This is a genomic window from Paenibacillus sp. SORGH_AS_0306 (genome assembly GCF_030819345.1).
GTDB lineage: Bacteria > Bacillota > Bacilli > Paenibacillales > Paenibacillaceae > Saccharibacillus > Saccharibacillus kyungheensis.
Map to the genome: position 1 here is coordinate 3,322,466 of NZ_JAUTBP010000001.1, position 24,296 is coordinate 3,346,761.

Genomic DNA, 24,296 nt, shown 5'->3' on the forward strand with positions numbered 1-24,296 from the left:
AGTATATACAACTATCGATGGTTTTTCAAGCGTGATTCCTTTGATGGTCTGGACTCTCTGTTCTTAGATCAAGAACGTGGCAATTGTCCTGACACAAATTGGTGCATAGCGCGATAAGCTTGTTCATAGCGGAAGCGAATATTATCTGTTACCCCGTATAGTAAACGGATACTTTCTTCTTCCTTGCTACCTTCTAATGTCTCAGAAACGGTCTGATGAAGAGCCGCTGCCCAAATATCAAGTTCAGCATCATCGCCTCTTGCGATCAACTGATAATTAGATGTACCGTATATGCCCATCATAAACTGTGACCATAATTCTTGAGCAAAGTAAAATAAGTTCGGTGCATCACTTTCCGTCTTATCAGCGACACGTTCCAAAATCTGAATAACCGGTAAAGGAAACTCAGCAGGTTCTAACGGAACATTTTCCACTTCGACTTCAATCCATTCATGATCACGTTCAAAGCTTACATTACCCAAATGCCCACGTCTACGCAACGTTTGCAAAATACGGAATTGAATTAAAGGATGTTGCTTACCTGTCTGCAACCATTCAATCAACTCATCATCAATCTTTGGCTGATCCAAATAAGATAGCTGTTCAAGTGCTAACAACGTGCGCTCAGTGACAGGCTGTTGCATAGCTGTCTCCAGTAGTTGGGATTCATACGAATGATCTGCTGATTGTTTCCCTTTGATACGATCTCGCATCATCGTATCACTATCTGGATGGTTCTCTTCCTCTTCTTGTTGATCCAAAGAACTATTTTGGATCGCTGCTTCTGGAAAGCTCATCCGTAACCAACCTAATAGCGATTCCCACTCTTCGATTTGCTGGTCGCTTTGTCCCTGACAATGCAGTAAAAAATCAAGCAAAGACATCGCTTCGCCATAACGTTCGGTTTCTAACATATTCGTTAATTCAATCTGATAAAAATCTAACGTTTTGGGAAACAAAATAACATTTCCAGATGATTCTGTATGTGAATTCGTTGAGTCCGTTATAATAGCACCTCCTACATTTCAATGCTAACTGTATATTTAATATTACGAAAATATCAATATAAGCGTTACGATTTTATGATTATAACATAGCTTGTCCCTGCTTCAAAAAGTATGTAATCGTTCTTCCCTCGTTGCATTACGTTATTTTACAATCTAAAAAAAGTGTTGTCTTACCTATTTATGTTATGCTATAATATTTTTGTTGCGCTTCAAACGCATATTTTATTTGTCTCAGTAGCTCAGCTGGATAGAGCAACGCCCTTCTAAGGCGTCGGTCGGGGGTTCGAATCCCTCCTGGGACGTACCAAAAAGAAGTATTCTATTTCATTATAGAATACTTCTTTTTTTGTTTTTTTATCGGAGTACTGTTCTTTTTTATTATATCCTTCATACATATATGATCAGGATAAAATGCGTTTTTCTCCTTCTAGCGCTTGAATAGGTTTGATATTTTGGGTGAATTCTAATGTTCCCATATAGGTGCCTACTTCATCACGAATAGCAAAATAACGGATATAGATAAATTGATCTTTTAAAGGAATCCAGAAATCTTCGATATCTTTAATCCCTGCTTTGAAATCTCGTAAAAGTTCTTCAACTACATGTACACTTTGCGGAGGATGACAATTTTGTACCGTGCGGCCGATCACTGCTTTGGTTCGTGCAAAGATCCGTTCTTTGCCATGAGAGAAATAACGAACTACATCATTTTCGTCTATAAATGTAAGATCTACAGGTAAATGATTCATCATCAGTTCAAGTTGTTGTACCGAAAGTATACCTGTTGGTAAATGAATATAACCTGAATGCTCTTCTGTAGAGGATAGAGGTAATGGCTGACGATCAGGATTCCACTGCGAATCCGATTCTATTAAGCAAAATCCAATCTGATCACTTTCACGAGCGATCGATACCCACTCATCTTCTGTTAATTTGTCCAATGCCATCGGCAATAAAATATGTTCTTCTTTAAAAATCATTTCGCTAACTTCGCGGCTGACTTGCTCTATACAAGCAATCACTTCATCAGCATTGCCTTGATAAGTCGTTAACAACCGTTTGGCTTCTTTGATCGCTCCACGAATCGCATCATCGACACCCCACATTACTTTGGTCGGCCCGAAAATACCGTACTTTTCTAAAAATGGAAAGATCAAATTTTCTTTACGGCTATAATGCTTATCTACATCATACAATAAGCTCAAATCTTCCAGTAATTTAAGACGGTTATGCTCGGCATCTGATTTGCGAAATTGATCTAGATGCAGACTGATAGAGAAATGCAATAACCGTTCTAATTCTGCATTTTCTTTTTTTAATAGATAAACAGGATGTCCGGGTTGTTCTTCTGGTCTGTGAACACGATGAATATCTTGAATCGATCCTTTGAAAATCGCTGCATGTACACTACATAACCGTTGCACTTCTTCGACAGGAATGCCTTCATCTTGCATTAATGATTGTTCCAAGCTAGAAATTTCTTCGACCGTAATATCACCTACTGCTTCTGTAAATCGGGCTTTCACTTCTTCAGTACTTTTACCTTGATGCAGCTCTTTAATAATTTCTTTTAGCATCTGTTGACGTGTATCCTCTAAGGGACTCCGATGTTCCCGGTTGTTGATCAGTTCACTCATTATAGTTCAATCCTTCCTTATCGATCATGCTTGGCTATCATTCTGTTTATTGAGAATTATTCTCAAATGAATCGTAACATGTGCCTGTATTCAAGGTAGTGATTGTAATCACTATGAGGAGGATGAATAGACATAGAAAAAAGCCCTTCTTAATTGAAGAGAGGAGGGCTTTTTCTTATCTATTGTGTTTGATGTCTAAATTGATAATGTTTGCATATCACTTGGATTGATTAAAATGAACCAATCCATCGATTTTGACAGGTAAACCGGTACGGATCGATTGGTTAGCTGCGATTCCTGTTAGGATCGAGCGTGCTCCATCCACATGATCGGCTGCGCGGTGGAAAGGATCTTCGACAGGTTCGCCGAACAGATCGTTTAGAAGCACAGGATCGCCTCCACCATGACCGCCTTCTTTTTCTTCCACTTGCACTTCATAGGCTTCAGAGAACATCGGGAACACTTTGATCGTTTTGCGTTTGAGAGCACCTTCGTCTGCTTTTTCCCCGCCTGCATTGACATAAGATTTTTCGACGACTTCCATTTCGATACGTCCTTTGGTTCCGTTAAAAGCAATACGGTATCCTTCCCAGGGCATATACGCATTTAACGAATAGGTTAGCATCGCTTTATTTTTGTAACGAACCACAACACTCATTGTATCTTCAATATTAATTCCATCTCCAAACACACTCTGATCGCGAATATAACCATCTTCATGTTCGGCATCCAGATACATCGCTTTTAGATTAGGATTGGTGTCTAGTGGTAAAGCGAATGGATCATTTTTAGCGACTTCGCTTCCTGTAGAACGTGCATAGAAATTCGTTTCGCCTCGTTCTTCTGCATTTTCACGACCATAAAACAATAAGTCTCCCATCGCAAATACCGTATCCGGTTGTGAACCGATCCAGAAGTTAACCAGATCAAAATGATGGGTAGATTTGTGGACTAATAATCCACCGCTGTTGCGCTTGTCTCGATGCCAGCGACGGAAATAGTCTGCTCCATGTTCTGTATTGAGCAACCATTCAAAATGAACAGAAGTGATATCACCAATGGTACCATCTGCGATCAATTCGCGTGCTTTGGTATGATGAGGAGCATAACGATAATTGAATGTCACTCTTACTTTCTGACCGGTGCGTTCCACAGCATCAATAATATCCTGACATTTATGTTCATCTACTGTCATAGGTTTTTCGGTAATTACATCGCATCCCAATTCCAGTGCTTTGATAATATAACGATGATGGGTACGATCGACACTGGTCACGATCACAACATCTGGACGTTTGTCATGAATCATTTGCTCAAATTGATCTGCGGTATATAGATCTACAGCATGGTAATTGTATTTATTTTGTAGTAATTGATTAGCATGACGGGCGCGAGTGAGATTGATATCACATAGTCCCACTAATTCCGACGTATCTCGATATGTATTTGCTATAGCTCCATAAAAAAATTCAGCCCGTCCACCTGTACCTACTAATACATATTTTTTCAATGTCATGCTATATTCCCCTCTCATTACTTTATCATTGATTATAAAAAGAGTAGCAAATAAAGCATTATATTTCTCCGCAAATCTTGTTTTATTTCATATATACCGCTTATTTTGTTGTGATATACTCATTTAAAGATAACGCTTACAGATATGTAGATAGACAGATAGACTAGATAAATAGATATGGCACATAAAAGCTGATGGATTTTATCGAGCAGGAGGAAGCTAGATATGAATCATGGATATAAGACAGGATCAAGCTTGACTGATACGCAGACGCCGAATGCGCTTACTGTAGAATATGCGGGACGAAGCGATTATTTTGCGATGACTCATGAACATTTTCATCCTCATTATGAAGTGTATATTTTGTTATCAGGTGAGCGCCATTATTTTATACGAGATCAGATCTATCGTGTACAACAAGGAGATCTTGTATTTATCGCCAAAAATGAATTGCATCGTACACTTCCTGCTGAACTGCCTGAACATGAACGGATTGTGATGTACTTTAATGATCATTTTGCTGAACAACATTTTGCCGGACATCGTGCATGGATATTATCTTTATTCCAGTCCAAACAACCTGTTTTTCATTTATCTACACGAGAACAATCTCATCTGAATCCTCTTGTACAACAACTATTGCGTGAGTTAACTGTGCAAGCAACAGGGTATGAATTATGTATGCAGTGTATTGTAACTGAATTACTAATTACTTGTGCTCGTCTACATCGCGAACAGCCTCAGCTTCCTACCCCTATCGGAACTGAAGCTCATCAACATATGTCTGAAGTCGCTCGCTATATCAAGTCTCATTATCAGCAAGAGATCTCTTTACCTTTACTAGCAGAGCAATTTCATTTAAGCCCGTCATACCTTAGTCGTATTTTCAAAAAAACAACAGGATTCAGTATCACCGAATATTTGAATACAGTTCGTATACAGGAAGCACAACGATTGTTACGAGAATCTGAGCTTAAAGTTATCGATATCGCAAATACAGTAGGCTTCGGCAACTTTTCGCATTTTGGTAAAATGTTTAAGCATTTATCTCAGGTCAGTCCTCGAGAATACCGGGCTTCTGCCAAACATATAGGGATAAATAGATAAACATGCAGTGTATGAGATGAGCTACCTTTTGCATGTATTTTAATATTTCTGTCAAAGAAACTTCTATCTACAAACATTCTTTTGCATATGCGATTTTTGAATATACAATTAAATGGTGACTACATAGACTGATGTTGTAACCACTCTTTTTTGAGCAATGCATATTGAAAAGTATTCTCATATTTAGGAGTGCCGTCTTCATACGTAGTCATAGATACAAATTCTACAAAACAACCTTCTTGACGCATTTTGAATCGTTCACATAATTTCTGTGATCTATAATTATCATCTTCAACATAAGCATATAATCTTCTCGCTTGCATCTGTGTAAATAAGTATTGAAACAACGCCTGCACACTTTCACTAGCATACCCTTTGCCTTCAAACCGAGCATTGAAGTTCCAACCGACACAATACGTATCCGGTTCTTCTTTTAACGCAAATAATTCTCCGATCAACTCATTCGTTTCTTTGAGGCAGACAGCGATATATGAATCATCTTTGCTTCTTTTTTGAATTTTTAATTGAGCTTCTTGTAATGTATTGATTTTATCATCGAGAAAACAATTTACCCGCGGCTGTCCTAAATATTCTAAAAGTCCTTGCGCATCTGCTTCGATAAAATGTCTCAATCGTAATCGCTGTGTTTCTATATTTTGCATCATCAATCTCCTATTGTTTTTCTTTTTGATTTGAGTCTATGTATACCATATCGTAATGAAATGCTATGTTCAAATGAAGCATAAGATAGATTAAAATGATCACTTATTAAAATCACATAGCTATAAGTTGAAATTAAAAAGTTAAAATCCAAAGAAAGTTGAAATTAAAAAGCTAGCTTCAAAAAGCCGCAAACCAAACAAAATAAAAAGACTTCGATCTCCACCGATATATATCATCTAAGTGTGAGTATAGAAGTCTTTTTATTGTACATGTATTTATGAAGCAGGTAACAATCCTCGTAGCGCAAGAGATACTGTACCATCTTCTTGTTCTAACACTACCCAATTTACAGCGATAGCCTCTTTTAATTGCTCAATCTGGTCAGCAGTCAATGTAATCTCATCCAAGCGACCTTCGCCTTCTGTATAATCATCATCTTCTTCAAGCAAAAAGCGATAATCCAACCACATTTTCAGTCCTTGAATCGTATTAAATGTGATTCGGTATCCTTCTTTTACTGCTTGTACCAGAGGTTCATTATGCTCTATTGCATAAGTAAACCATTCTTGAAAATCAGTCTGTGATGATGTGATCTGCTCTAATGGAGCGATATCCTGGCGTTCCAAAGCATCGATCAATTGCTCTTGCGTTATTCCATCACGACGTAGACGCTCTAAAATCAATGCGGTACGTTGCGATACTTTCACTTGTTCACTCATACGGATTCCTCCAGAATTAGGGTTAGATGAATAAGTCTTTAATGCTCGTCTCTTCGTACAACTTTCATGTTGGCGAGTACCAGTGCACCTAGTAATACAGCAATCGAGATCGACCACAATAATGTATTGGATGCGTTGGTGTAGTCGATAATGATCAGACGAATAATCGCAGTAATCCCAATATAAATAAAATAGCGTAACGGGAAATGAAATCCACTTTTAAAATACTGGATAATCAGTGCAATAAATTCGAAATACAAAAAGAATACTAAAAGCTGTTCTGTAAATTCATAATCTGTTTTACCCACATCTGAATCAATAAACATAAAGCTAAAAATATACCATGTTTCTTTAAGAAGAAAAAACGTTAGTGTAAAACCTACTAAAAACAAGTGTAGTATTCAATATTCCTTGTAAAATAGCAGGTATTTTATAAATATGACTCATCCACGATTTCAAGGTGATCCTCCTCTATTCTATAACGATCTACGATCTTTTATTTGTATATATTCGTCTATCCATAGATTATACAATCGGAATTGAGAACCCGCAATGAAACTATTCAAAGCTTTACATTCATACTTACATTTTACTTTTTATACCAAAAATGTTTTAAAATAAATATATTGATTAAATTAGTAAATTAAATTATTATAGTTCTGCAAGACCACTTTATATTAGAGGAGTGATTTTCGTATGTCTCAACGCGAAGTACACATTTCTGTAATTAATGTAACTGACAGCGAATTGGTTTTGGAAAGTAAAACGAATTTAGCTCATGGAGAATGGGTGGTTTCTCCGACCAATGTAACAAACAATGCTAAGCCTGTTAATTTTGAAGCAGATTCTGATGGATTCGCAACAGGGGTAGAAGGAACAATTTATTACAAGTTACCTCAAGGGGAAATTACGTTGTACTTTGATGATCCATACGTGGGTTCAGACGGATTTTCTGCACAAAGTAGTTCACCTGCTTATACGGTTCAGGTGATTGGTGGTAGTGGGAATGTATGTAATGTGACTTATCTAGTTAGTAACACATAAGTGAAATCTATCGTTAAGTGATTGTATGCTTACTGTTTTTATTTATGATTATTGAATATAGAAAGAAGTCTCCCCATTGGTATAATGAGAAGACTTCTTTTTTTACGTCCCAGGAGGGATTCGAACCCCCGACCGACGCCTTAGAAGGGCGTTGCTCTATCCAGCTGAGCTACTGAGACAAATAGGTTATGTATGTAATACAACATTATTGATTATACTCTATTATGTATTTAATTTCAAAAAAAATTATTATATACTTAGAATTACCTGTTTTTTTTATGAAATACGTGGTACTTTATATTCAATTATAAGTTTCAATTGGAAAAAAGTGGATTAATATACCTATATCGAATCTCCCACGCATACATACTTTTCCTACTTGCAAACGCTCCCACTTATTTTTTCAAACATACTCATGTCGGTTCCATTTTCCTATAGTATCTATCAGCAATTGAAATGGAGGTATTCCCTATGGCTACACCCATCTCCGAAAAGGAACTGGGCTTACTTATTAACCGAATGAACTTGGATTCATCGTCTGCTTCTGTAGATCGTAAGTCTGTTGCATCGGATTCTTTTCATGGTAATGGATGGATTCAGGTGGAGAATCATCAGATTATCGTCACTTCACCAGATGAAGGTAAAAAGCCGGCCACTATTTGTGCAGTCTCCCCTTTAACATTATTGATCAACGGGATTCCTTTAAATGGAGCAACAGAAGTTACCGAAGACGATATTATTACATGGGATATTAAATACCCACCGTTATTTGAAATTAAAGTGTCTCGCGATCAAATGGAAGCTTCATTGATTCTATATTCGCGTGAAAAATATACATGGGAACTGCAAGATTTGCCTGCTTCTGATCGTGCTTTTATTAAAGTTGCACCGAACAAATATCTGGTAATTGATGTGGTGCAATTCAATCATATTATCAATACACTTGAGAAGCTAGGGATTCGCAAACATGTGGATACCGCTGCTATTATGGAAGAATTGGAACATCCTACTCACCAACCTGTGGTGGTAGCTCGTGGCAAAGCGTCAACACCGGGCATCGATGCAAGATTAGAGTTATTTTTTCCTGAACAAGTTGAAACGATCTTCCATGAAATTGGTGGTGTGATCGATTATCGCAGTCATCGCCGTATCCCTTCTGTTCATGAAGGTGATGTGATTGCTGTCAAACATGCATTGGTCGATGGGATTCCAGGCTATAACGTATATGGAGATATGCTTCCTCCTACACCTGCTCAAGATCTTATAGTGGTCGCTAAAGAATCAACGGAAATGAATGACAAAGGTGAAATTATTGCTCTCACTCCGGGCAGACCACGCTTAACGGGCAAAAAAGTACATCAATTCGATATTTCTAATGCTTTTATCGTGGAAGGCAATGTAGATCTTAGTACAGGTAATATTGTCTTTTCGGGTGATGTGATTATTCATGGCCATGTCACCGATCATATGATTATTGAATCGCTTGGCAATGTCTATGTTCATGGAAATGTGTATAATTCTACAATCACAGCGACAGGAAGTATTCTAGTTAAAGGAAATGTGATTAGTGGTCAGCTGTATTCAGGGTATTTCGGAGTGATGTTCAATCGAATGTATATGGTTTCCAAGCAACTCAAGCAAGAAATGGAACGCTTAGAGATTGCTGCTCAATTGCTGACTAATGAAATACGTGCACGTAAACAAACGGTACGTTATGGACAGGTTATTATGTTGTTGCTAGAAAGCAAATTTAAGATTATTCCTGATCTTGCTCGTGATCTGTTACAAGTATTTGCAAGTATCCAACAAGTACAGACTGAACAAAATGAACAATTATTGCTATTGCTTCGACAGATCATTCAATCCGCTCAAGTAGCAGATATTTTCTGCGAACAGACTTTGGGACGAATGAGATTATTGTTAGAACAGCTTCATTCCAATGTAGCCAGTATGCAAGAGACCAAAGTCAGTATCGAAATGGCTCAATGTCAGAATGCTATTATCAAATCAAATGGCGATATCGTAGTTACACAAGCAGGTGTGATCCAAAGTGAATTGTATTCTGCGGGCAGTATCGCTTTTTTAGATGAACATTCCGTATGTCGTGGTTCTCAACTGGAAGCTATGGATCGAATCGTTGCTCAAAATGTAGGTAGTAGTAGCAATGCACACTGCGTACTCAAAGCACGTACTCATGTGTATGTGAACAATATGCATAACGGTTGCATTATGATTGATAGTTATAAATTAAACGTCTGGGAAAAAGTCGAAAAACAATTGTTCAATATGGAGTACATGTTAAATCAACAACAAGTACCTCAACAAACCAGCGTTTCTTCTTCATAAACGTATACTCTTTTACCAATAGAATCGATAAAAAAACAAAAACCGGTGATGGATATATTCCATTCCGGTTTTGTTTATCGTTGCATAGCTGTAGATAATGTACGATACGATTGAGGTACACGTTCTAACAAATGTGACCCATACATAGAATCAAACGGTTGATCTTTCATATGAATATAACCGATATAACAACCACATGTTTTCATCTGACACGGACGATCTTGCGATAACTTTTCCAAAGAATGACGATAAAGATGTCCAATCACGCGCTTATCTTGATAACAACGCTTTACAATCCCTGAACCTTGCACATAAAAAACATGCTCCCCCGCCTGACAAGCTTGTCCGAGACTATCATAATCTTGCAGATTGTATCTAAAATAAGGATCGATTCCGCTCAATTCTTCTACTTCTGCTTCGTTATAATAATGCGGGCGATCTTTGAATGCATTGACCCATACATAGACATCTTCAGGCAATCGAGCACGCAAACGATGAATCGCTGGAAAAGCTTCCCGTAATCCGACTGTACCTGCACTAAATACTATGCCTTGTTGATACAATGTCATCGCTTGAGCCACAAATCGATCTTCACGGACTTGTTCTGGATGATACGTTGCCCAAAACGATACTTTAGTCGGATTCAGTTGAGCTGTCCAATCTAACTTCACAGACAGATTGGTCTGTACAGCCACTTTGTTCACATGACTCATATGAGACAATTCAATCATCGCTTCCCGGTACCATGAATGTACAAGAGCTTCTCCATAAGGATTGAAAAAGATAGAAAGCTGATGACCATAATGCTGTTGTTCACGTACCCACTCCATAAAGCGTGACAATTGTTCACGATCTTGCATCAATGTATCTTTGCTATCGACTGTTTTACTAAACGGACAATAGGGACAACTATAATTGCACGAAGATAATTTGCCCCGATAATAAATAGTTGCCTGCATACTCATGAGCCTACATATCCTTCCATTAATGCATACACATCGTCTGAAATAAACCAATCTCCAATACCATCTGAATAAGCTAACCCTTCAGTGGTTAGTTGTAACACTTGAGATTGTTGCTCGTCTTCTACAAGTTCAGCCATCCCTGTCCAGATTAAATTGTGCAATTCTGGAAAATGAGTAAGTGGTGATTGACCAAACCGTTCTACATAATCAGCTATCGTTAATCCTTCGCGATGTAAAATAGCTTTGAGAATAAAGCGTCGCTGGCGTTCTTCTTGATTCAGCACAAATCCATAATTCGCCTGATCATGACGTTCAGCGGCTACATAGTCTTCAATAATACTACGTGTTGTGGCAGCGCTCACTCCATAATGAGAAGCGTAATGCACCTCTCTAGTATAGGAACGTGCTCCACATCCAAGTCCAGCCATCCCTTCTTCCTGACAGCTATACGGCAATAGTTGCTTAGAGGAAGATAACGGCTTAGCAAAACGTCGCATCGAGTACTGTGTATATCCAGCGGCTTCTAGACGGGTACGAGCAGCATGATACAACTCTAAGCGAATATCTTGCTCTAATCCGGTATGCCCTGGCTTCAATATGGTATTTTCTCGAATATATAATGGATAAATAAATATTTCACCTGGATTATACGATAATGCTTGGTCTACTGAATATAACCATGTCTCTACCGTCTGTTCAGGCAATCCATAGATCAGATCTACATTCAGTAAAGGAAAATCATAATCCCCTAACATCCGCAACGCTTCACGTACTAACTCTGGTTTTTGTGGGCGATAGATTGCTTTACTTTCCGATTCAACAAAGCTCTGAATCCCCATACTCACCCGGTCAGTTCCGCGACGCTTCAAAATATCTAACCGTTCAGGAGTTACCGTATCCGGCGATGTTTCTACAGAAATCGAAGCATGCGTAGGATCAAGCCCCATAATATGTTCAGCAATATCAAACAATCGATTCAATTGATCTGGCTGTAATAAAGTAGGCGTACCTCCACCAATCGCAAATCGTGAAAAAGGTCGTCTGGCTACAAGTGGTGCCCATTGCTTGGCTTGACGCTCCAGCGCATCTACATACTGCTGATGTACATCAACCCGCTTATCTGGCAACGTAAATAAATTACAAAACCCACAACGGGCTCCGCAAAATGGAATATGCATATAAAGAAAATAACTTTCCAGTTGCTCTTGTTCCCATAATTGTTGCAACGAATACGGCGGACTGAGTTCACGATACGCTGTCTTATGTGGATAAGAGTAAAGATATGAACGATAAGGAGCACTCTTCATCTGTTGTTCCCATTCCTGCAACTGAGGTGTCCATTCTGATGGTGGAATCGCATGGAGCGGTAACTGTAATGATTCCGAATTCATACTACAACACTCCTTTTTGTCAATAACCGCTTAACATGAACAGATTCATGTTTTGTTTTATTTACATGATTTTATACTTTTTATACAATGCACAGCTTATTTCATATACATTTCCTATAATCTAAATTCACGATAAGGCACATTCCAGACTACTTCATGTGCTAACCGGTGACCTTCGTATCCATCTTCCCCATAAGCGGTTCCATGATCGGAAAATACCAGACATAAGGTTGGTCGCTTCCGCTTGCGAAAAGCCTCAAATAGTCGTCCTACTTCTCTATCAACATAACGCAAAGCCGCTCGCTGAGTCTCTATCGAGTCTTTACGAATATGATTCGAAATAAAATAATGATTCGGTCCATGAATAGCAGATACATTGAGAAATAAAAATAAACGTTGCTCTGGATCAGCTCCGTCTAACAATTGTAACGCGTGATTCACTTGATGTTCGGTAGAGCGTGGATTGGTCACGCCAAATGTCATTCGCCAATAACTCTCCTGGAAATAAGCAGGTAATACTTTTGCCAGTTTATTCTTTTTCGTAAAAAAGATTACACCACCGATACAGATCGTACGGTATCCTTCTTGCGCCAATCCAGATACGATATCAGGCGCATCAAATAGCCAGGTGTACGGATGAGTGCGAAATCCGCTGTGTTTTCCATGAAATAATCGAATATGTGAATCTTTGTCCGTATTAGCAGGCGTCGGTAGAAATCCACCGAAAAAAGCATGATGCGCAGCATACGTAAAACTACCCGGACTATGACGCTTCTCCCATCCTCCTGTTGCACATAAATGAGGACAGTTCTCTTCTTCTAACTTGGCTACATCATATCGCAACGTATCCAGTGTAATCATCAAAATATCATGTGTACCGACAATTTCATTCATATTAAGCATAACGATAATCCTTTCATTGTCACTCATGCGCTAACCATTGTTGTAACTCCCATGCATAAGTGCCTAACCCGCGATGCTCTACATCATACAGCAAATCACCAAATGGGTTCATATCTATAATATAAGGCTGTCCACCGTGACTCGGAACAAGCACATCAATTCCTACACAAAATGAATAAGGAAACGTACGTAGCCCGGCCATCGCTGTCTGTTCAATAGCATGTATTTGGTCTGCTGACAAATGAGATTGAGACACTACCAACCGATCATTACGCAAATGTAAATTTGTAATCGGGGTATGGCTTAATCGCATAACGGCATGCCCTGCTTCATGCCGGCATACCAACTGGCGTACATCATAAGCTTTATTTTGCCAGCTAGCTTTACTGATCCATCGTTCGGCATGCATACCTTCTTGCCCTACCCAATCGATAATCTGCGCTATAGTTGCAGAGTCTGTATAACGACGTAATTTGCCAGAGTTATAATAATAAGATTCGTTGCCACTGTTATCTATTCCGATTGTAGTGGTCGCAATCTCTGCCCCTGTACGGGGATTGTATTGATAAGCGATCACACCCGAAGCCGCAGATCCACAAAATAATTTGATAAATACGCGATGAATTCGGTGTTGCTTCATACTTTGCCGAAGTTGTTCATAACCAGTATGCTTTCCTAGCAGATCAGGTACAAGTGGAGGTACCGCTACACCTGCTGTATGTAGCCACTGATGACAGCGCCTTTTATCAAACATGATAGCAATATCAGCAGGATCATTCATCCATTTTGCGTGTGGTAATAACAATGATACTTCACGCTGAAGCCACGATAACAATCGGCAATACCCGCGAAACCACTGAGCAGGATACCAGATACGTCCATGTTGAGGTTGCAATCGACGTGCTGCTGTTGCTGAGATTGAAGAACCTACTGTATAAGCATCTAACGGCACTAACGCATCATCTATATCGCCTTCTGCATCTACTGCACCTAATGCAATCAATTCACGTTCGACCGCAAAATGATCACCAGGTGCATCCAGACGCAATAATAATGAAGATGGATAGAACGAAGATGACTCTACACCAGAGGATGTTGAACATCCATCAATACCGATTTTGGGTTCACTCACACGAATAGGATGCTGATGATGAGTCTGTCTTTGAAATACTGCTTGTAACAGATCATCCAGCGATTCTCCTGCACGAATACTATGCAATAAACGAATATAAGGAACGACCAATGCAGAAGACAGATCATATTGTTCTCTTGCTTGTTGCCAGCCTGCTGTCCGCTTGTTATTAGGATTACCAAACAAAATACAAGCAGACGCAGAAGCTAGCCATTGTTGATAAGAAGTCGATGTAGATCTATTCATATCAAATTCATTACTCCGTAAGTGCAGGATAACGCCATTCGTACTCGCCATCTTCATCTACTTCTTGTTGGTCACCTGTATCAACAGACAAGCCTGTATCTTTCCAGCGCTTGATCATCTTGTCAGACATATAATGATAATTTAAATTCAAATGTTTAAGCTTTTTGACCGCATCACTATTGATAAGTGCCTCTGCCCCTTTGTCAGATAGTGTTCCATTCGATAAGTCGAGTGTATCTAGTTGCTCAAGTACAGGCGCATTTGCCGCTGCGATAGCGATCTCGTCTTGAATTTCACTATCAGTTAGACCTAGATATTTTAATTTAGGAAAAGGATTCTGATTCAAAAATGGCAAAATATCTTCTATAGAACCATCAAATCCATAATCTTCTACTCCTAGATATAAAGTAAGTGTAGTTAATTCAGGTAAATGCGCGTTATAAATCTCATTCAAAACGGATTTGGGCAATCCTCCGCAAATAATAGTTAATGTATGTAATTTATCATGATGTAAAGGTTCTAACGATAAATCTGTACTTCCTTGAATCGTAAACGATTCGATCTGTGGATAAGCAGCAAGTACAGGCCCTAGATTGGTCTGATTGATCCACGAAACTTCACATTCTTCTGAAGACATCTCGCCAATATAAAGGCTTTTTAAATTCGGCAATATCGGGCTTGCTTCAATCAGAGCTGGAATAGCATCATCCATCGTATCTTCATAAGCTGCGCCCCAATCCCCTATAATCAAGCTGGTAATGGCTTTGCAAGCTTCTACATCAGCAACGAGTTCTGTGATCAAATCTTTTAGCTTGACCCCATTTTCATTCTGATCATAATCAACCGATAATTTCACTTCCATTATTAAACCCTCCTTCAATTCTATTTGTTATATTTTACAATAGAAATCTCTCTATAATCAAAAAAAGAATGCTTATTGATATAAAAACAGCTTAACCTCTATTGTTCAGGTTAAGCTGTTTCTACTTTAAGAATTAAGATTCAATTGATCAACTAATTTACGTAACGCTTCACCACGATGACTAATCGCTTGCTTTTCTTCGATCGTAATATCTGCCATCGTTTTGTCGTGAGTCGGTAAATAAAATAATGGATCATACCCAAAGCCAGCGTTGCCAGAAGGTTGAGATGTAATCCAACCATCTACTGATCCTTCTGTTGTTACTGCTAAGCCTGTAGCAGGATCATACAATACCAGACAACATACAAACTGCGCTGTACTGAGCAATGTCTGATCGGTATCTTCACCCATTTGTAAACGTTCAAGTGCATCTAGCAATTTGGCATTGTTATCAGCATCTGTAGCCGATTCGCCTGCATATCTTGCCGAATACACTCCAGGTTCTCCATCTAAACGATCCACACATAGACCTGAATCGTCAGCAAGTACAGGAACACCTAAAGCATCGCCGACAGTTTTGGCTTTTTTGAGTGCATTTTCAGCAAATGTGGCTCCATCTTCTACCACTTCAGGCAGATCAGGATAATCAAACATGCTGCGCACTTCTTTGCCGAAAGGAGCTAGAGCATGAGCAAACTCTCTAACTTTCCCTTTATTCTGAGTAGCAACAACGACAATAGAGCTACTCATCAGATTCATACTTGTGTACCAGCTTGACCGGAACCAATTTTCAAAGCGATCGGGCCAAGAATTTCTTTTTGCATCGCAATCATTTTCTCAATACCTTCGCTACCCAGTACTAGCAATTGATCTAGCTCTTCACGAGAAAATGGACGTTCTTCCCCTGTGCCTTGAAGTTCTACGAATTGTCCTGCGCCTGTCATTACCACGTTCATATCTACTTTGGCTTTGGAATCTTCTTCATAGTTCAAATCAAGTAAAGCACGATCTCCGACTACACCCACACTAACAGAAGCTAAATAATCTGTAATAGGGAATTTAGTTAGTTTATTTTGGGTCGATAATTTGTTCATAGCGATTGCTAACGCAACAAAAGAACCGGTGATCGATGTTGTACGTGTGCCACCGTCCGCTTGAATCACATCACAGTCGACTGTAATCGTACGTTCTCCTAATGCTTGTAGATCAATAACTGAACGAAGTGCACGTCCAATCAGACGTTGAATTTCCATCGTACGTCCGCCCAATTTACCTTTTGCTGCTTCACGCTGGTTACGGGTATGTGTAGCACGAGGTAGCATCGAATACTCTGCTGTTACCCAGCCTTTACCCTGACCTTTCATAAAGTGCGGTACACGTTCTTCTACAGAAGCAGTACATAATACTTTGGTATCGCCTACTTCAATATAGACAGAACCTTCTGCATATTTGTTCACGTTCGGTGTTATTGTTAACGGGCGTAATTCATTCGGTTGTCGTCCGTCTGTTCTCATAAATGGTTGCCTCCTGCGTCATATTCACCTTCTTATTCTAACAAACCTAACTTGTAAAAGCATCCTTATCTGACGATTGATTATGATGCTACAGCGGATATGTGAGTTTTTCATAAAAAATCGGTTAATACTGTATAACGTTATTTATGAAAGAGGTGGCTATCTATGGAATCCCAACCAAGCAAAGTTCCTTATAATCTAAGCAGTCTAAATGTAGAACAAGCGACAAGAGAATGGTTGCTCAAACGTGGGGTTACGATTTTGGAAATAGCAGACATTGTAATGTTTCTTCAAAAAAGTTACTATCCTTCGCTTACGATAGAAGAGTGCGTAGAAAGTGTCGAAAAAGTACTATTAAAGCGTGAAGTGCAAAATGCTGTTCTGACCGGTATCCAATTAGATATTCTGGCAGAAGAAGGTAAATTGATCTCTCCATTACAAGAAATGATTGAAAATGATGAAGGATTGTATGGTGTCGATGAAATTTTGGCATTTGCGATTGTAAATGTATATGGAAGTATCGGCTTTACCAATTATGGATATGTCGATAAATTAAAACCAGGTGTATTGGGACGATTAAATGATAAAAGTATCGGGCCCATCCATACGTTTTTTGACGATATTGTAGGTGCGATTGCAGCGGCAGCAAGTAGTCGTATTGCTCATGGCAAATATAAAGAACAAGACCCTACAGCAGATACAAGCAATACCCCATTGCCTGAAGATGATGAAAGCGAACCATCTGTCTAGTCTGCTCAAATCAATCCCAACAAAAAAACTCTGACTCTGTATAGATACTTTATACAGGGATCAGAGTTTTTGATTAGAATATATGATCGTTATCCAACAGGTGATAGTAGATTAATTCTTTTAAAATCCTTTGGGATGAAATAAAGAAGATGGTTCTTCTTTTGATTCGGGTTGAACATTGGAAGAAGATTGGTGACCTACTTTGATATCAGGGCTGACCCACCAGTGCTTGCGTTCACGTCGTCTTCTACTTTCACCAGACATAAACTGTAGTACAAATAACCAGATTAAGCATAATCCTGTAAATACATAAAACAAGTGAATCGATAAAATACCAGAATCATTACGAGTCAATAATCCAGACAGCAATAACAACTCTAATACAGGGTACAACAAGACTGAAATAAAGCGAGGTGACGGTTGATGATGTCTTTTCCATACCCAGATAGCAGGAATAACATATGCTAGTGTGATATAGAAAGCAATTAATGCACAGCCATTGGCCAAACGTCCTGAAGCTGTGGTAAATGGAATGATAGCAGCCGACCATCCTTGATGAACAATAATATTAATCATACTGGTGATCCCTTGAACAATACCAACACTAAGTCCCATAAAGACTAGGATATTACGACCACGGTACCAGACAGAACGGTACTTTTCTTGTATCATAGACATATTACTAAATATTCCGATAACTGCACCAATCAGCAATAATAAATAAGCAAGAAATCGCAATCCTTCGACTGCGATATCCAATAAAGTTCCATTTGTGCTAAACATATGATAAGCCCCTTTCGCATTTCGGGGTGTTGATTATTATGTATTGTAAAAGAATTAGCTTAATATTGGATGAAAATGGACTTAAACAGAGTTAAAACTAATGACGATAGGTTGCGGAGGTTGATATGATGTCACAAGAAGTCAGTCGAGTACACAAAATTCCTTTTCGTAAAATATGTGGATTATTGCATATTAGACAAAAAATTGTGAATGTTTATCCTGATTATGCGAATAAAATGGTTGTTGTTGAAACAGAGCGAAATGCTCGTAATACCGAAACCGTTATCGAATACAAAAATAGCTATCTGGATATTCGTAAAATGTCAGCTTCCGAATATAACCAGATGCCTCATGAACCTAATGTGACTGATAAGCTCAAAGCGTTATTGGATGAAAATGAACGTGATGTACTGCTTCGCAGTCTACAACATACGATTCATCAAGCAGAACGACAATTAGAACAAGTGCAATCTGCCAAAAATAAAGCCACTACAGAAGACACATTACAGATCGCTCGCCGGGCAATCGCCAAATTAACCGGTGATCTGAATGAATGATAGTATCACTTTTTATTGATATGTAATTATTTTATTATTATCATAGTCTTTTTCAAATGATAATGAAAAGAAGCAGGATATAGATGTGGTTGCTACCCTCTATATCCTGCTTTTTATATTGGTATTCTGTAATTATGACTGTAATCTACCCATACTAATCAGACTCCATAGATCCAAATGCCATCTTGTTGATATTTATGTGCAATCCCGCGGCGAATAAGTTCTTCCAGATGCGCCAATGTCTCGGACATCGCAAATCTTAGTTGATGTAGCGTAAGCTTGCTATTGAATATCGACATACATACATCGTATCCGTTAGCAGGTTGAGTACGGATTCGTTCTGTCATCGCATCCAATCGTTGTTCATGATGATCTAATAATTTGACAGTACGTTCTCTAAATCCGTTGAAAGGACGACGATGCCCCGGATATGCCCACTCTACCTCATATTGACCAAGCACACGTAATCCTTCTACATAAGACTTTAATGGTTCAGGATCACTATTCGGAATCAGACTAATATTAGGTGATATCTGAGGTAAGACTGCATCGCCAGAGATGATCGCTTTCCAATCGGCTTGATAAAAAGAGAGATGCCCTGCTGCATGACCCGATGTCTGGATCGGTAACCATGAATGCCCTGCAATCAGAAATGGTTGCTCTGGTGTAATTATAGATACTTCTGGTTGTGGTAATACCTGCGTGACAAAGCTTTGCAAATGTTCAGGAAGTTCATTGGTAATCTCTGAAGGCATACCATGAATCTTATAAAACGTAATCAAATCTTGAGCTGCGGTATTACCTTCTCCCCATGCTAATCGAGCTTCAGCCAGTGAACGTGCTGACATATACACAGGTGCATGACTTTGTACTTGTAACCAACCAGCTAATCCATAATGATCAGGATGATGATGCGTCAAAATAATGGATTCCAATTGGTCTACATGTAATTCCAACGTATTCAGTACAGAGTGCCATGCAGCTTCATTTTCTGCACTACGAGGTCCTGGATCAATTACACTCCATGTATGATCGCCAACAATAATATAACTGTTGACCCAGCGTAGTGGATAAGACATCGCTATTTTCACCTGAATAATACCATGTTCAAAATGAGTGATTTCTGGTAATTCCATAATGTATGTATCCTCCGTCAGTCTGTCTATAGATATATTATAAACGATCCAAACACAAAAAACTCTTCTGATTGCACCTCTATAGCATAAGGTGTTCAGAAGAGCTTGTTTTTGATTCGGTCATTCATTGCTCAATAACTTTCTTCCCACGGGTTGAACATTTCGTGTTTGAAGTAAGTGCTGTCTGCTGCTTTTTCGTTCCAGTCCCACAATTTTTGGCTAGCTTTTTCGATCTCTTCATTTTTGATTTGACGAATTTCATCTAAAATAGTGAAAGATTTGCCTGCTTCTTTTTGGTGTTCCCAGATAACGAACATAATGCTATCTAAATTATCGCCATAACCAACAACGTTGACTTGGTTAGCATGGTCATTCAATCCTACATTTAGAAAATCATTAGTTACGATATATTTATCATTAGCAACGTGGTAAATAGCTGCCCATTGTTCCATTTCATTTGCGTTGTTTTTAATTTCGCTACTTTCTACAAATCGGAACCATCCACCAGAAGTTGCTTTTGCTTTTTCCATAATTTTTACGTTAGATAATTTAGTATAATTCATAGGTTGAATCCCCCTTAGATTTTAGGTAATGTTTGCGTTTTTCATGCGACTTTGTGCCTGTTATATAGTTTATCGGTAAATTTTGCATAATATTTATAGCACTTTCCTCTCATTCGTTCTTTTTCGACATTTTTATATTCCTATACATAGGTATGAGAGTAGGAATAGCATGCCTATAGAACCATAAAACAGTAGGAAGAAGTAGTGCTTATTACTCAATAGTAACTTTTATAAAAGGAGTGAATTCATTAGTAGAAGTAAATGATGAAGGATAATGATAGATGTACAATAATGCTATATTCTTTCGCTCGATTGCAATTGAGTGATATATAGACTGCGGTATACATATTTTAACCACAGCTTATCAAACAAATCGTAAAAGTAATATTTATTTATCAATATTCGTAAATGTATGACATATATTATTGAAATTTGTTCTACTTATATATACGTACAAACTACATAAAACGATTAGTATTTTATAAAAAAATATTCCATTTTTCCCACCTTTTTAGCCTATTATTTGAACAAAATATGACAAAAAAGCTTTTACCCTTGTAAGTGGATAAAAGCTTTTTGAGATCGACGGATTAAACATCCTATATTGATATTGATTGGGTATTAAAAGCCACCGCCGGTTGCAAAAATATAAATAATTAAAAATACATTTAAAGCTACGATCACCACAGTAGCGATCCACGCCAAAATTTTGACCCATGCTGGATTGACAAATGAGCCCATTTTGGCACGATCACTGGTAAAGCGAACCAGTGGAATAATTGCAAATGGTAATTGTAGACTCAGTACCACCTGACTCCACAATAATAACTCTCCTGTTCCTTTTGCTCCTGCAATCCATGTCACGATAAAAGCAGGAATAACAGCTAATAATCGAGTGATAATACGGCGTAACACAGGTGAAATACGTAAATTGATAAATCCTTCCATGACAATCTGTCCTGCTAGTGTACCTGTAATTGTCGAATTCTGTCCTGAAGCCAGCAAAGCTACTGCAAATAATGTACTGGCAATTCCTACACCTAATGTCGGACTCAGCAGAGCATAAGCATCTTCAATCCCACTAACATTTAACCCTGTACCAAAAAAAGCAGAAGCTCCTAAAATTAAAATCGCCGAGTTGATTAGAAAAGCGACAGATAATGAAAGAATAGAATCAATATTCGCAAATTTTACTGCTTCTTTACGACCTTCTTCTGTGCGCTTGTATTGACGTGTCTGTACGATCGATGAATGTAGATATAGATTATGCGGCATTACTGTCGCTCCCAAAATCCCTAATGCTACAAATAACATTGCTGGATTGGTCACAATCTCAAACTTCGGTACATATCCGCCTAACAAAGCTGATACTTCTGGCTTGGAGATAATGACTTCAAATACAAAGATACAAAAAATCGTCGCCATCAATACGATAATAATAGATTCAATAATCCGAAACCCTTTTTTCTGTAATAACAATAGAAGTAATACATCAAAAGTGGTAATCACAATACCCCATAGTAACGGTATCCCAAATAACAAATTCAGTGCGATTGCTGACCCGATTACTTCTGCTAGATCAGTAGCAATAATCGCAAGTTCAGTCAGTATCCAGAGAAAAACGGCTGTTCTTTTGTTCGTTGTATCACGAGTCGCCTGAGCCAAATCTCGCCCTGTCACAATTCCTAGTTTGGCAGATAAACTTTGTAATAACATAGCGATCAAATTAGAAATCAGTACAACTGATAACAAGGTGTATCCGAAGCGAGCTCCTCCTGCTATCGAAGTTGCCCAGTTCCCCGGGTCCATATATCCAACAGCAACCAATGCTCCCGGACCGGAAAAAGCGAAAAACTTACGCCAGAATCCAGCATTTTCAGGAATCTTAACGGTATTATTCACTTCTTCCATACTAATACTTGAACTGGAGTGTAACCAGTTTGATTTTTTGACATCTATATTTGTATTTAATTCTGTGTTGGAATCCATTCTTCGTGTCTCATCCTTTCTCTACAAGTAAGCCTATCCAATGGCTTATTTTATCTAGAATACCAATACATTCTATGTGTCTGTATAGTGATAATAATTATATCAATAGCAACATAATACTTAGACCATATTTTGCATCAGGGAAACTTATTTGTCAACAGCTAATTTTTATGGCTTATAACAATTTAAATATTCATCTAATACTGTTCTTTTCCACTTCAATTATGTATCTGACCTATCGCATATTACCCATAAAATAGGATGTTCAAGACATACTTCTATGATTTATTTCAGAGTATGCTTTTATACAATGATGACATATATAAAAAATACCCTTTGCTACAGAAGCAAAGAGCATTCATTTGATCGATATCTTATTCAACATGACTGCAAAAGAACTATCATGCCTGCGCATCTACTTTTTCAGATAAAAGAGTGCCCGAGGACTGTCTAACAATAATCTGATGGGGAATCGTTATTTTCACAGGAATCGCATATTGATGTTCTAAATAATCCAGTAACAACTTCACTGCAAATATACCCATTTCTAACTTCGGCACATGCACGGTAGATAGCGGTGGTGATGTAAAGGCAGAAACTTCAATATCATCGACTCCAAAAAAAGCGATATCCTCCGGAATTTTCAGCCCTTGTTCATTCGCTGCTCTCATCGCGGCAATCGCCATCATATCACTAGCAGCAAAAATAGCTGTAGGTAATTCTTTATTCTGTGCAAAAGCTTGCTTGGTGAGTTCATAACTAAGTGATACATCCCACTTCACATCAATCACCCATTGATCATCAATAGGAAGATCGGCTTGTAGCATCGCACGTTGATACCCTAGAAAACGCTTTTCAGTGCGAAAATGATCATCCGATTCGGAGCCACCTAGATAAGCAATCCGTCGATGTCCTTGTTCGATCAGTGAAGACACTACTTCTTGCACAGCAGCAGTCCGATCATAATGAACAACAGGTATCGAAGCGTCGCTGAGATCAACACCTACGACCACTTGAACATGTTCTTTGATCCATTGATAAGCTTCTTGCTCAATACGTTCTACTACCAGCATCCCATTGATCTGATGTTCATGCACAAGATGCTTTAATTGCTCGGTATCTGTAGGATTTTCGATACTGAATACAAATTCTAACCGCATTCCCCGACGACTCAACTCTTTTTCGATACCTTCTAAAATCACAGAGAAATACGGATTATTATATTTATTTTGCGGCTTCGCTACAACACAACCGATACGGTAAGCTGTAGTCTGCTCGTCTTTTTTGGTAGTGGATGAACGAGTTTTGTTATATCCCAGTTCTGCGGCGGTATCCCATATTTTTTTACGTGTCTCTTCACTTACCGAACGGTTGGCATCATTTTTCATTACTCGTGAAACGGTAGAGATCGACACACCTACACGTTCAGCAATATCTTTTAGTTTAGCCATAAGTTTGTCCTTTCT

22 protein-coding genes, 2 tRNA genes and 1 pseudogene are annotated in these 24,296 nt (G+C 38.5%); 6 read left to right on the forward strand and 19 right to left on the reverse strand.

Features of this window, described 5'->3' with window-relative positions:
- Nucleotides 1–68: 68 nt before the first annotated feature.
- On the reverse strand, nucleotides 69–959 hold the full coding sequence (locus QE450_RS14425) for a hypothetical protein (RefSeq protein ID WP_373461983.1): 891 nt from the start codon (nucleotides 957–959) through the stop codon (nucleotides 69–71).
- Between the two features lie 276 nt (nucleotides 960–1,235).
- Here QE450_RS14425 and QE450_RS14430 point away from each other — a divergent pair.
- Nucleotides 1,236–1,309, forward strand: a tRNA-Arg gene (locus QE450_RS14430).
- A gap of 99 nt (nucleotides 1,310–1,408) precedes the next feature.
- On the opposite strand, the gene QE450_RS14435 is transcribed toward QE450_RS14430, so the two are convergent.
- Both QE450_RS14435 and QE450_RS14440 read right to left on the reverse strand, forming a co-directional pair.
- Nucleotides 1,409–2,644, reverse strand: a complete 1,236-nt coding sequence (locus QE450_RS14435) for a DUF438 domain-containing protein (RefSeq protein ID WP_307300036.1) — start codon at nucleotides 2,642–2,644, stop codon at nucleotides 1,409–1,411.
- Between the two features lie 217 nt (nucleotides 2,645–2,861).
- A complete protein-coding gene (locus QE450_RS14440) occupies nucleotides 2,862–4,160 on the reverse strand; it encodes a Gfo/Idh/MocA family protein (RefSeq protein WP_307300039.1) in 1,299 nt (432 codons plus the stop codon).
- Between the two features lie 225 nt (nucleotides 4,161–4,385).
- Here QE450_RS14440 and QE450_RS14445 point away from each other — a divergent pair, with 225 nt between their 5' ends.
- A complete protein-coding gene (locus QE450_RS14445; RefSeq protein ID WP_307300043.1) occupies nucleotides 4,386–5,267 on the forward strand; it encodes an AraC family transcriptional regulator in 882 nt (293 codons plus the stop codon).
- Nucleotides 5,268–5,386: 119 nt separating this feature from the next.
- Here the strand turns inward: QE450_RS14445 and QE450_RS14450 are convergent, their stop codons facing one another.
- The 3 genes and pseudogenes from QE450_RS14450 to psiE all read right to left on the reverse strand — a co-directional run bounded on the left by QE450_RS14450 (nucleotide 5,387) and on the right by psiE (nucleotide 7,096).
- Nucleotides 5,387–5,929 carry a GNAT family N-acetyltransferase gene (locus QE450_RS14450; RefSeq protein ID WP_301263275.1) on the reverse strand — a complete coding sequence of 181 codons (543 nt, stop codon included), beginning with the start codon at nucleotides 5,927–5,929 and terminating at the stop codon, nucleotides 5,387–5,389.
- A 276-nt stretch (nucleotides 5,930–6,205) separates the two neighbouring features.
- Complete coding sequence (locus QE450_RS14455) at nucleotides 6,206–6,649, reverse strand: hypothetical protein (RefSeq protein ID WP_301263276.1); 444 nt, start codon at nucleotides 6,647–6,649, stop codon at nucleotides 6,206–6,208.
- Between the two features lie 38 nt (nucleotides 6,650–6,687).
- Nucleotides 6,688–7,096, reverse strand: a pseudogene (gene psiE / locus QE450_RS14460) (phosphate-starvation-inducible protein PsiE).
- 249 nt (nucleotides 7,097–7,345) lie between these two features.
- Between psiE and QE450_RS14465 the strand changes: the two are divergent.
- Nucleotides 7,346–7,693: an aegerolysin family protein gene (locus QE450_RS14465; protein WP_204826715.1), complete on the forward strand. Its 348-nt coding sequence runs from the start codon at nucleotides 7,346–7,348 to the stop codon at nucleotides 7,691–7,693.
- A 105-nt stretch (nucleotides 7,694–7,798) separates the two neighbouring features.
- Here QE450_RS14465 and QE450_RS14470 read toward each other — a convergent pair.
- Nucleotides 7,799–7,872, reverse strand: a tRNA-Arg gene (locus QE450_RS14470).
- A 292-nt stretch (nucleotides 7,873–8,164) separates the two neighbouring features.
- On the opposite strand from QE450_RS14470, the gene QE450_RS14475 reads away from it, so the two are divergent.
- Nucleotides 8,165–10,039, forward strand: a complete 1,875-nt coding sequence (locus tag QE450_RS14475; RefSeq protein WP_307300049.1) for a flagellar assembly protein A — start codon at nucleotides 8,165–8,167, stop codon at nucleotides 10,037–10,039.
- A 74-nt stretch (nucleotides 10,040–10,113) separates the two neighbouring features.
- Here QE450_RS14475 and QE450_RS14480 read toward each other — a convergent pair whose 3' ends face one another.
- The 7 genes from QE450_RS14480 to rph all read right to left on the reverse strand — a co-directional run bounded on the left by QE450_RS14480 (nucleotide 10,114) and on the right by rph (nucleotide 17,052).
- Nucleotides 10,114–10,998, reverse strand: coding sequence for an STM4011 family radical SAM protein (locus tag QE450_RS14480; RefSeq protein ID WP_307302714.1), 885 nt, complete (start codon nucleotides 10,996–10,998; stop codon nucleotides 10,114–10,116).
- 2 nt (nucleotides 10,999–11,000) lie between these two features.
- On the reverse strand, nucleotides 11,001–12,311 hold the full coding sequence (locus QE450_RS14485; protein WP_307302716.1) for an STM4012 family radical SAM protein: 1,311 nt from the start codon (nucleotides 12,309–12,311) through the stop codon (nucleotides 11,001–11,003).
- Between the two features lie 198 nt (nucleotides 12,312–12,509).
- Nucleotides 12,510–13,298 carry an STM4013/SEN3800 family hydrolase gene (locus tag QE450_RS14490; RefSeq protein ID WP_307300052.1) on the reverse strand — a complete coding sequence of 263 codons (789 nt, stop codon included), beginning with the start codon at nucleotides 13,296–13,298 and terminating at the stop codon, nucleotides 12,510–12,512.
- Nucleotides 13,299–13,317: 19 nt separating this feature from the next.
- On the reverse strand, nucleotides 13,318–14,676 hold the full coding sequence (locus QE450_RS14495) for an STM4014 family protein (RefSeq protein WP_307300055.1): 1,359 nt from the start codon (nucleotides 14,674–14,676) through the stop codon (nucleotides 13,318–13,320).
- A gap of 10 nt (nucleotides 14,677–14,686) precedes the next feature.
- A complete protein-coding gene (locus QE450_RS14500) occupies nucleotides 14,687–15,538 on the reverse strand; it encodes an STM4015 family protein (protein WP_274172012.1) in 852 nt (283 codons plus the stop codon).
- Between the two features lie 126 nt (nucleotides 15,539–15,664).
- Nucleotides 15,665–16,288 carry an XTP/dITP diphosphatase gene (locus QE450_RS14505; RefSeq protein ID WP_373462045.1) on the reverse strand — a complete coding sequence of 208 codons (624 nt, stop codon included), beginning with the start codon at nucleotides 16,286–16,288 and terminating at the stop codon, nucleotides 15,665–15,667.
- Nucleotides 16,289–16,293: 5 nt separating this feature from the next.
- The gene (gene rph / locus QE450_RS14510) at nucleotides 16,294–17,052 is read right to left on the reverse strand and encodes a ribonuclease PH (RefSeq protein ID WP_274172011.1); all 759 of its coding nucleotides are present in this window, start codon (nucleotides 17,050–17,052) and stop codon (nucleotides 16,294–16,296) included.
- A gap of 165 nt (nucleotides 17,053–17,217) precedes the next feature.
- Between rph and QE450_RS14515 the strand changes: the two genes are divergently transcribed.
- On the forward strand, nucleotides 17,218–17,802 hold the full coding sequence (locus QE450_RS14515; RefSeq protein ID WP_273613405.1) for a phosphatidylglycerophosphatase A family protein: 585 nt from the start codon (nucleotides 17,218–17,220) through the stop codon (nucleotides 17,800–17,802).
- Between the two features lie 120 nt (nucleotides 17,803–17,922).
- On the opposite strand, the gene QE450_RS14520 is transcribed toward QE450_RS14515, so the two are convergent.
- Nucleotides 17,923–18,585, reverse strand: coding sequence for a hypothetical protein (locus QE450_RS14520; protein ID WP_273613406.1), 663 nt, complete (start codon nucleotides 18,583–18,585; stop codon nucleotides 17,923–17,925).
- Between the two features lie 125 nt (nucleotides 18,586–18,710).
- On the opposite strand from QE450_RS14520, the gene QE450_RS14525 reads away from it, so the two are divergent.
- Complete coding sequence (locus QE450_RS14525) at nucleotides 18,711–19,142, forward strand: hypothetical protein (protein WP_274172010.1); 432 nt, start codon at nucleotides 18,711–18,713, stop codon at nucleotides 19,140–19,142.
- A gap of 158 nt (nucleotides 19,143–19,300) precedes the next feature.
- Here QE450_RS14525 and QE450_RS14530 read toward each other — a convergent pair whose 3' ends face one another.
- From QE450_RS14530 to QE450_RS14545, 4 genes are all read right to left on the reverse strand, one after another.
- The gene (locus QE450_RS14530) at nucleotides 19,301–20,278 is read right to left on the reverse strand and encodes an MBL fold metallo-hydrolase (protein ID WP_307300060.1); all 978 of its coding nucleotides are present in this window, start codon (nucleotides 20,276–20,278) and stop codon (nucleotides 19,301–19,303) included.
- A 131-nt stretch (nucleotides 20,279–20,409) separates the two neighbouring features.
- Nucleotides 20,410–20,841: a hypothetical protein gene (locus QE450_RS14535; RefSeq protein ID WP_273613409.1), complete on the reverse strand. Its 432-nt coding sequence runs from the start codon at nucleotides 20,839–20,841 to the stop codon at nucleotides 20,410–20,412.
- A 621-nt stretch (nucleotides 20,842–21,462) separates the two neighbouring features.
- Nucleotides 21,463–22,830 carry an Nramp family divalent metal transporter gene (locus tag QE450_RS14540; protein ID WP_274172008.1) on the reverse strand — a complete coding sequence of 456 codons (1,368 nt, stop codon included), beginning with the start codon at nucleotides 22,828–22,830 and terminating at the stop codon, nucleotides 21,463–21,465.
- Nucleotides 22,831–23,231: 401 nt separating this feature from the next.
- Nucleotides 23,232–24,281 carry a LacI family DNA-binding transcriptional regulator gene (locus QE450_RS14545; protein WP_307300065.1) on the reverse strand — a complete coding sequence of 350 codons (1,050 nt, stop codon included), beginning with the start codon at nucleotides 24,279–24,281 and terminating at the stop codon, nucleotides 23,232–23,234.
- Between the last annotated feature and the right edge of the window lie 15 nt (nucleotides 24,282–24,296).

Excerpts from the sequence above, each read along its gene's own strand:
- QE450_RS14435 (WP_307300036.1), bottom strand. The coding sequence starts at position 2,644 with ATGAGTGAACTGATCAACAACCGGGAACATCGGAGTCCCTTAGAGGAT.
- QE450_RS14440 (WP_307300039.1), bottom strand. The coding sequence starts at position 4,160 with ATGACATTGAAAAAATATGTATTAGTAGGTACAGGTGGACGGGCTGAA.
- QE450_RS14445 (WP_307300043.1), top strand. The coding sequence starts at position 4,386 with ATGAATCATGGATATAAGACAGGATCAAGCTTGACTGATACGCAGACG.
- QE450_RS14450 (WP_301263275.1), bottom strand. The coding sequence starts at position 5,929 with ATGCAAAATATAGAAACACAGCGATTACGATTGAGACATTTTATCGAA.
- QE450_RS14455 (WP_301263276.1), bottom strand. The coding sequence starts at position 6,649 with ATGAGTGAACAAGTGAAAGTATCGCAACGTACCGCATTGATTTTAGAG.
- QE450_RS14465 (WP_204826715.1), top strand. The coding sequence starts at position 7,346 with ATGTCTCAACGCGAAGTACACATTTCTGTAATTAATGTAACTGACAGC.
- QE450_RS14475 (WP_307300049.1), top strand. The coding sequence starts at position 8,165 with ATGGCTACACCCATCTCCGAAAAGGAACTGGGCTTACTTATTAACCGA.
- QE450_RS14480 (WP_307302714.1), bottom strand. The coding sequence starts at position 10,998 with ATGCAGGCAACTATTTATTATCGGGGCAAATTATCTTCGTGCAATTAT.
- QE450_RS14485 (WP_307302716.1), bottom strand. The coding sequence starts at position 12,311 with ATGAAGAGTGCTCCTTATCGTTCATATCTTTACTCTTATCCACATAAG.
- QE450_RS14490 (WP_307300052.1), bottom strand. The coding sequence starts at position 13,298 with ATGCTTAATATGAATGAAATTGTCGGTACACATGATATTTTGATGATT.
- QE450_RS14495 (WP_307300055.1), bottom strand. The coding sequence starts at position 14,676 with ATGAATAGATCTACATCGACTTCTTATCAACAATGGCTAGCTTCTGCG.
- QE450_RS14500 (WP_274172012.1), bottom strand. The coding sequence starts at position 15,538 with ATGGAAGTGAAATTATCGGTTGATTATGATCAGAATGAAAATGGGGTC.
- QE450_RS14505 (WP_373462045.1), bottom strand. The coding sequence starts at position 16,288 with ATGAGTAGCTCTATTGTCGTTGTTGCTACTCAGAATAAAGGGAAAGTT.
- rph (WP_274172011.1), bottom strand. The coding sequence starts at position 17,052 with ATGAGAACAGACGGACGACAACCGAATGAATTACGCCCGTTAACAATA.
- QE450_RS14515 (WP_273613405.1), top strand. The coding sequence starts at position 17,218 with ATGGAATCCCAACCAAGCAAAGTTCCTTATAATCTAAGCAGTCTAAAT.
- QE450_RS14520 (WP_273613406.1), bottom strand. The coding sequence starts at position 18,585 with ATGTTTAGCACAAATGGAACTTTATTGGATATCGCAGTCGAAGGATTG.
- QE450_RS14525 (WP_274172010.1), top strand. The coding sequence starts at position 18,711 with ATGATGTCACAAGAAGTCAGTCGAGTACACAAAATTCCTTTTCGTAAA.
- QE450_RS14530 (WP_307300060.1), bottom strand. The coding sequence starts at position 20,278 with ATGGAATTACCAGAAATCACTCATTTTGAACATGGTATTATTCAGGTG.
- QE450_RS14535 (WP_273613409.1), bottom strand. The coding sequence starts at position 20,841 with ATGAATTATACTAAATTATCTAACGTAAAAATTATGGAAAAAGCAAAA.
- QE450_RS14540 (WP_274172008.1), bottom strand. The coding sequence starts at position 22,830 with ATGGATTCCAACACAGAATTAAATACAAATATAGATGTCAAAAAATCA.
- QE450_RS14545 (WP_307300065.1), bottom strand. The coding sequence starts at position 24,281 with ATGGCTAAACTAAAAGATATTGCTGAACGTGTAGGTGTGTCGATCTCT.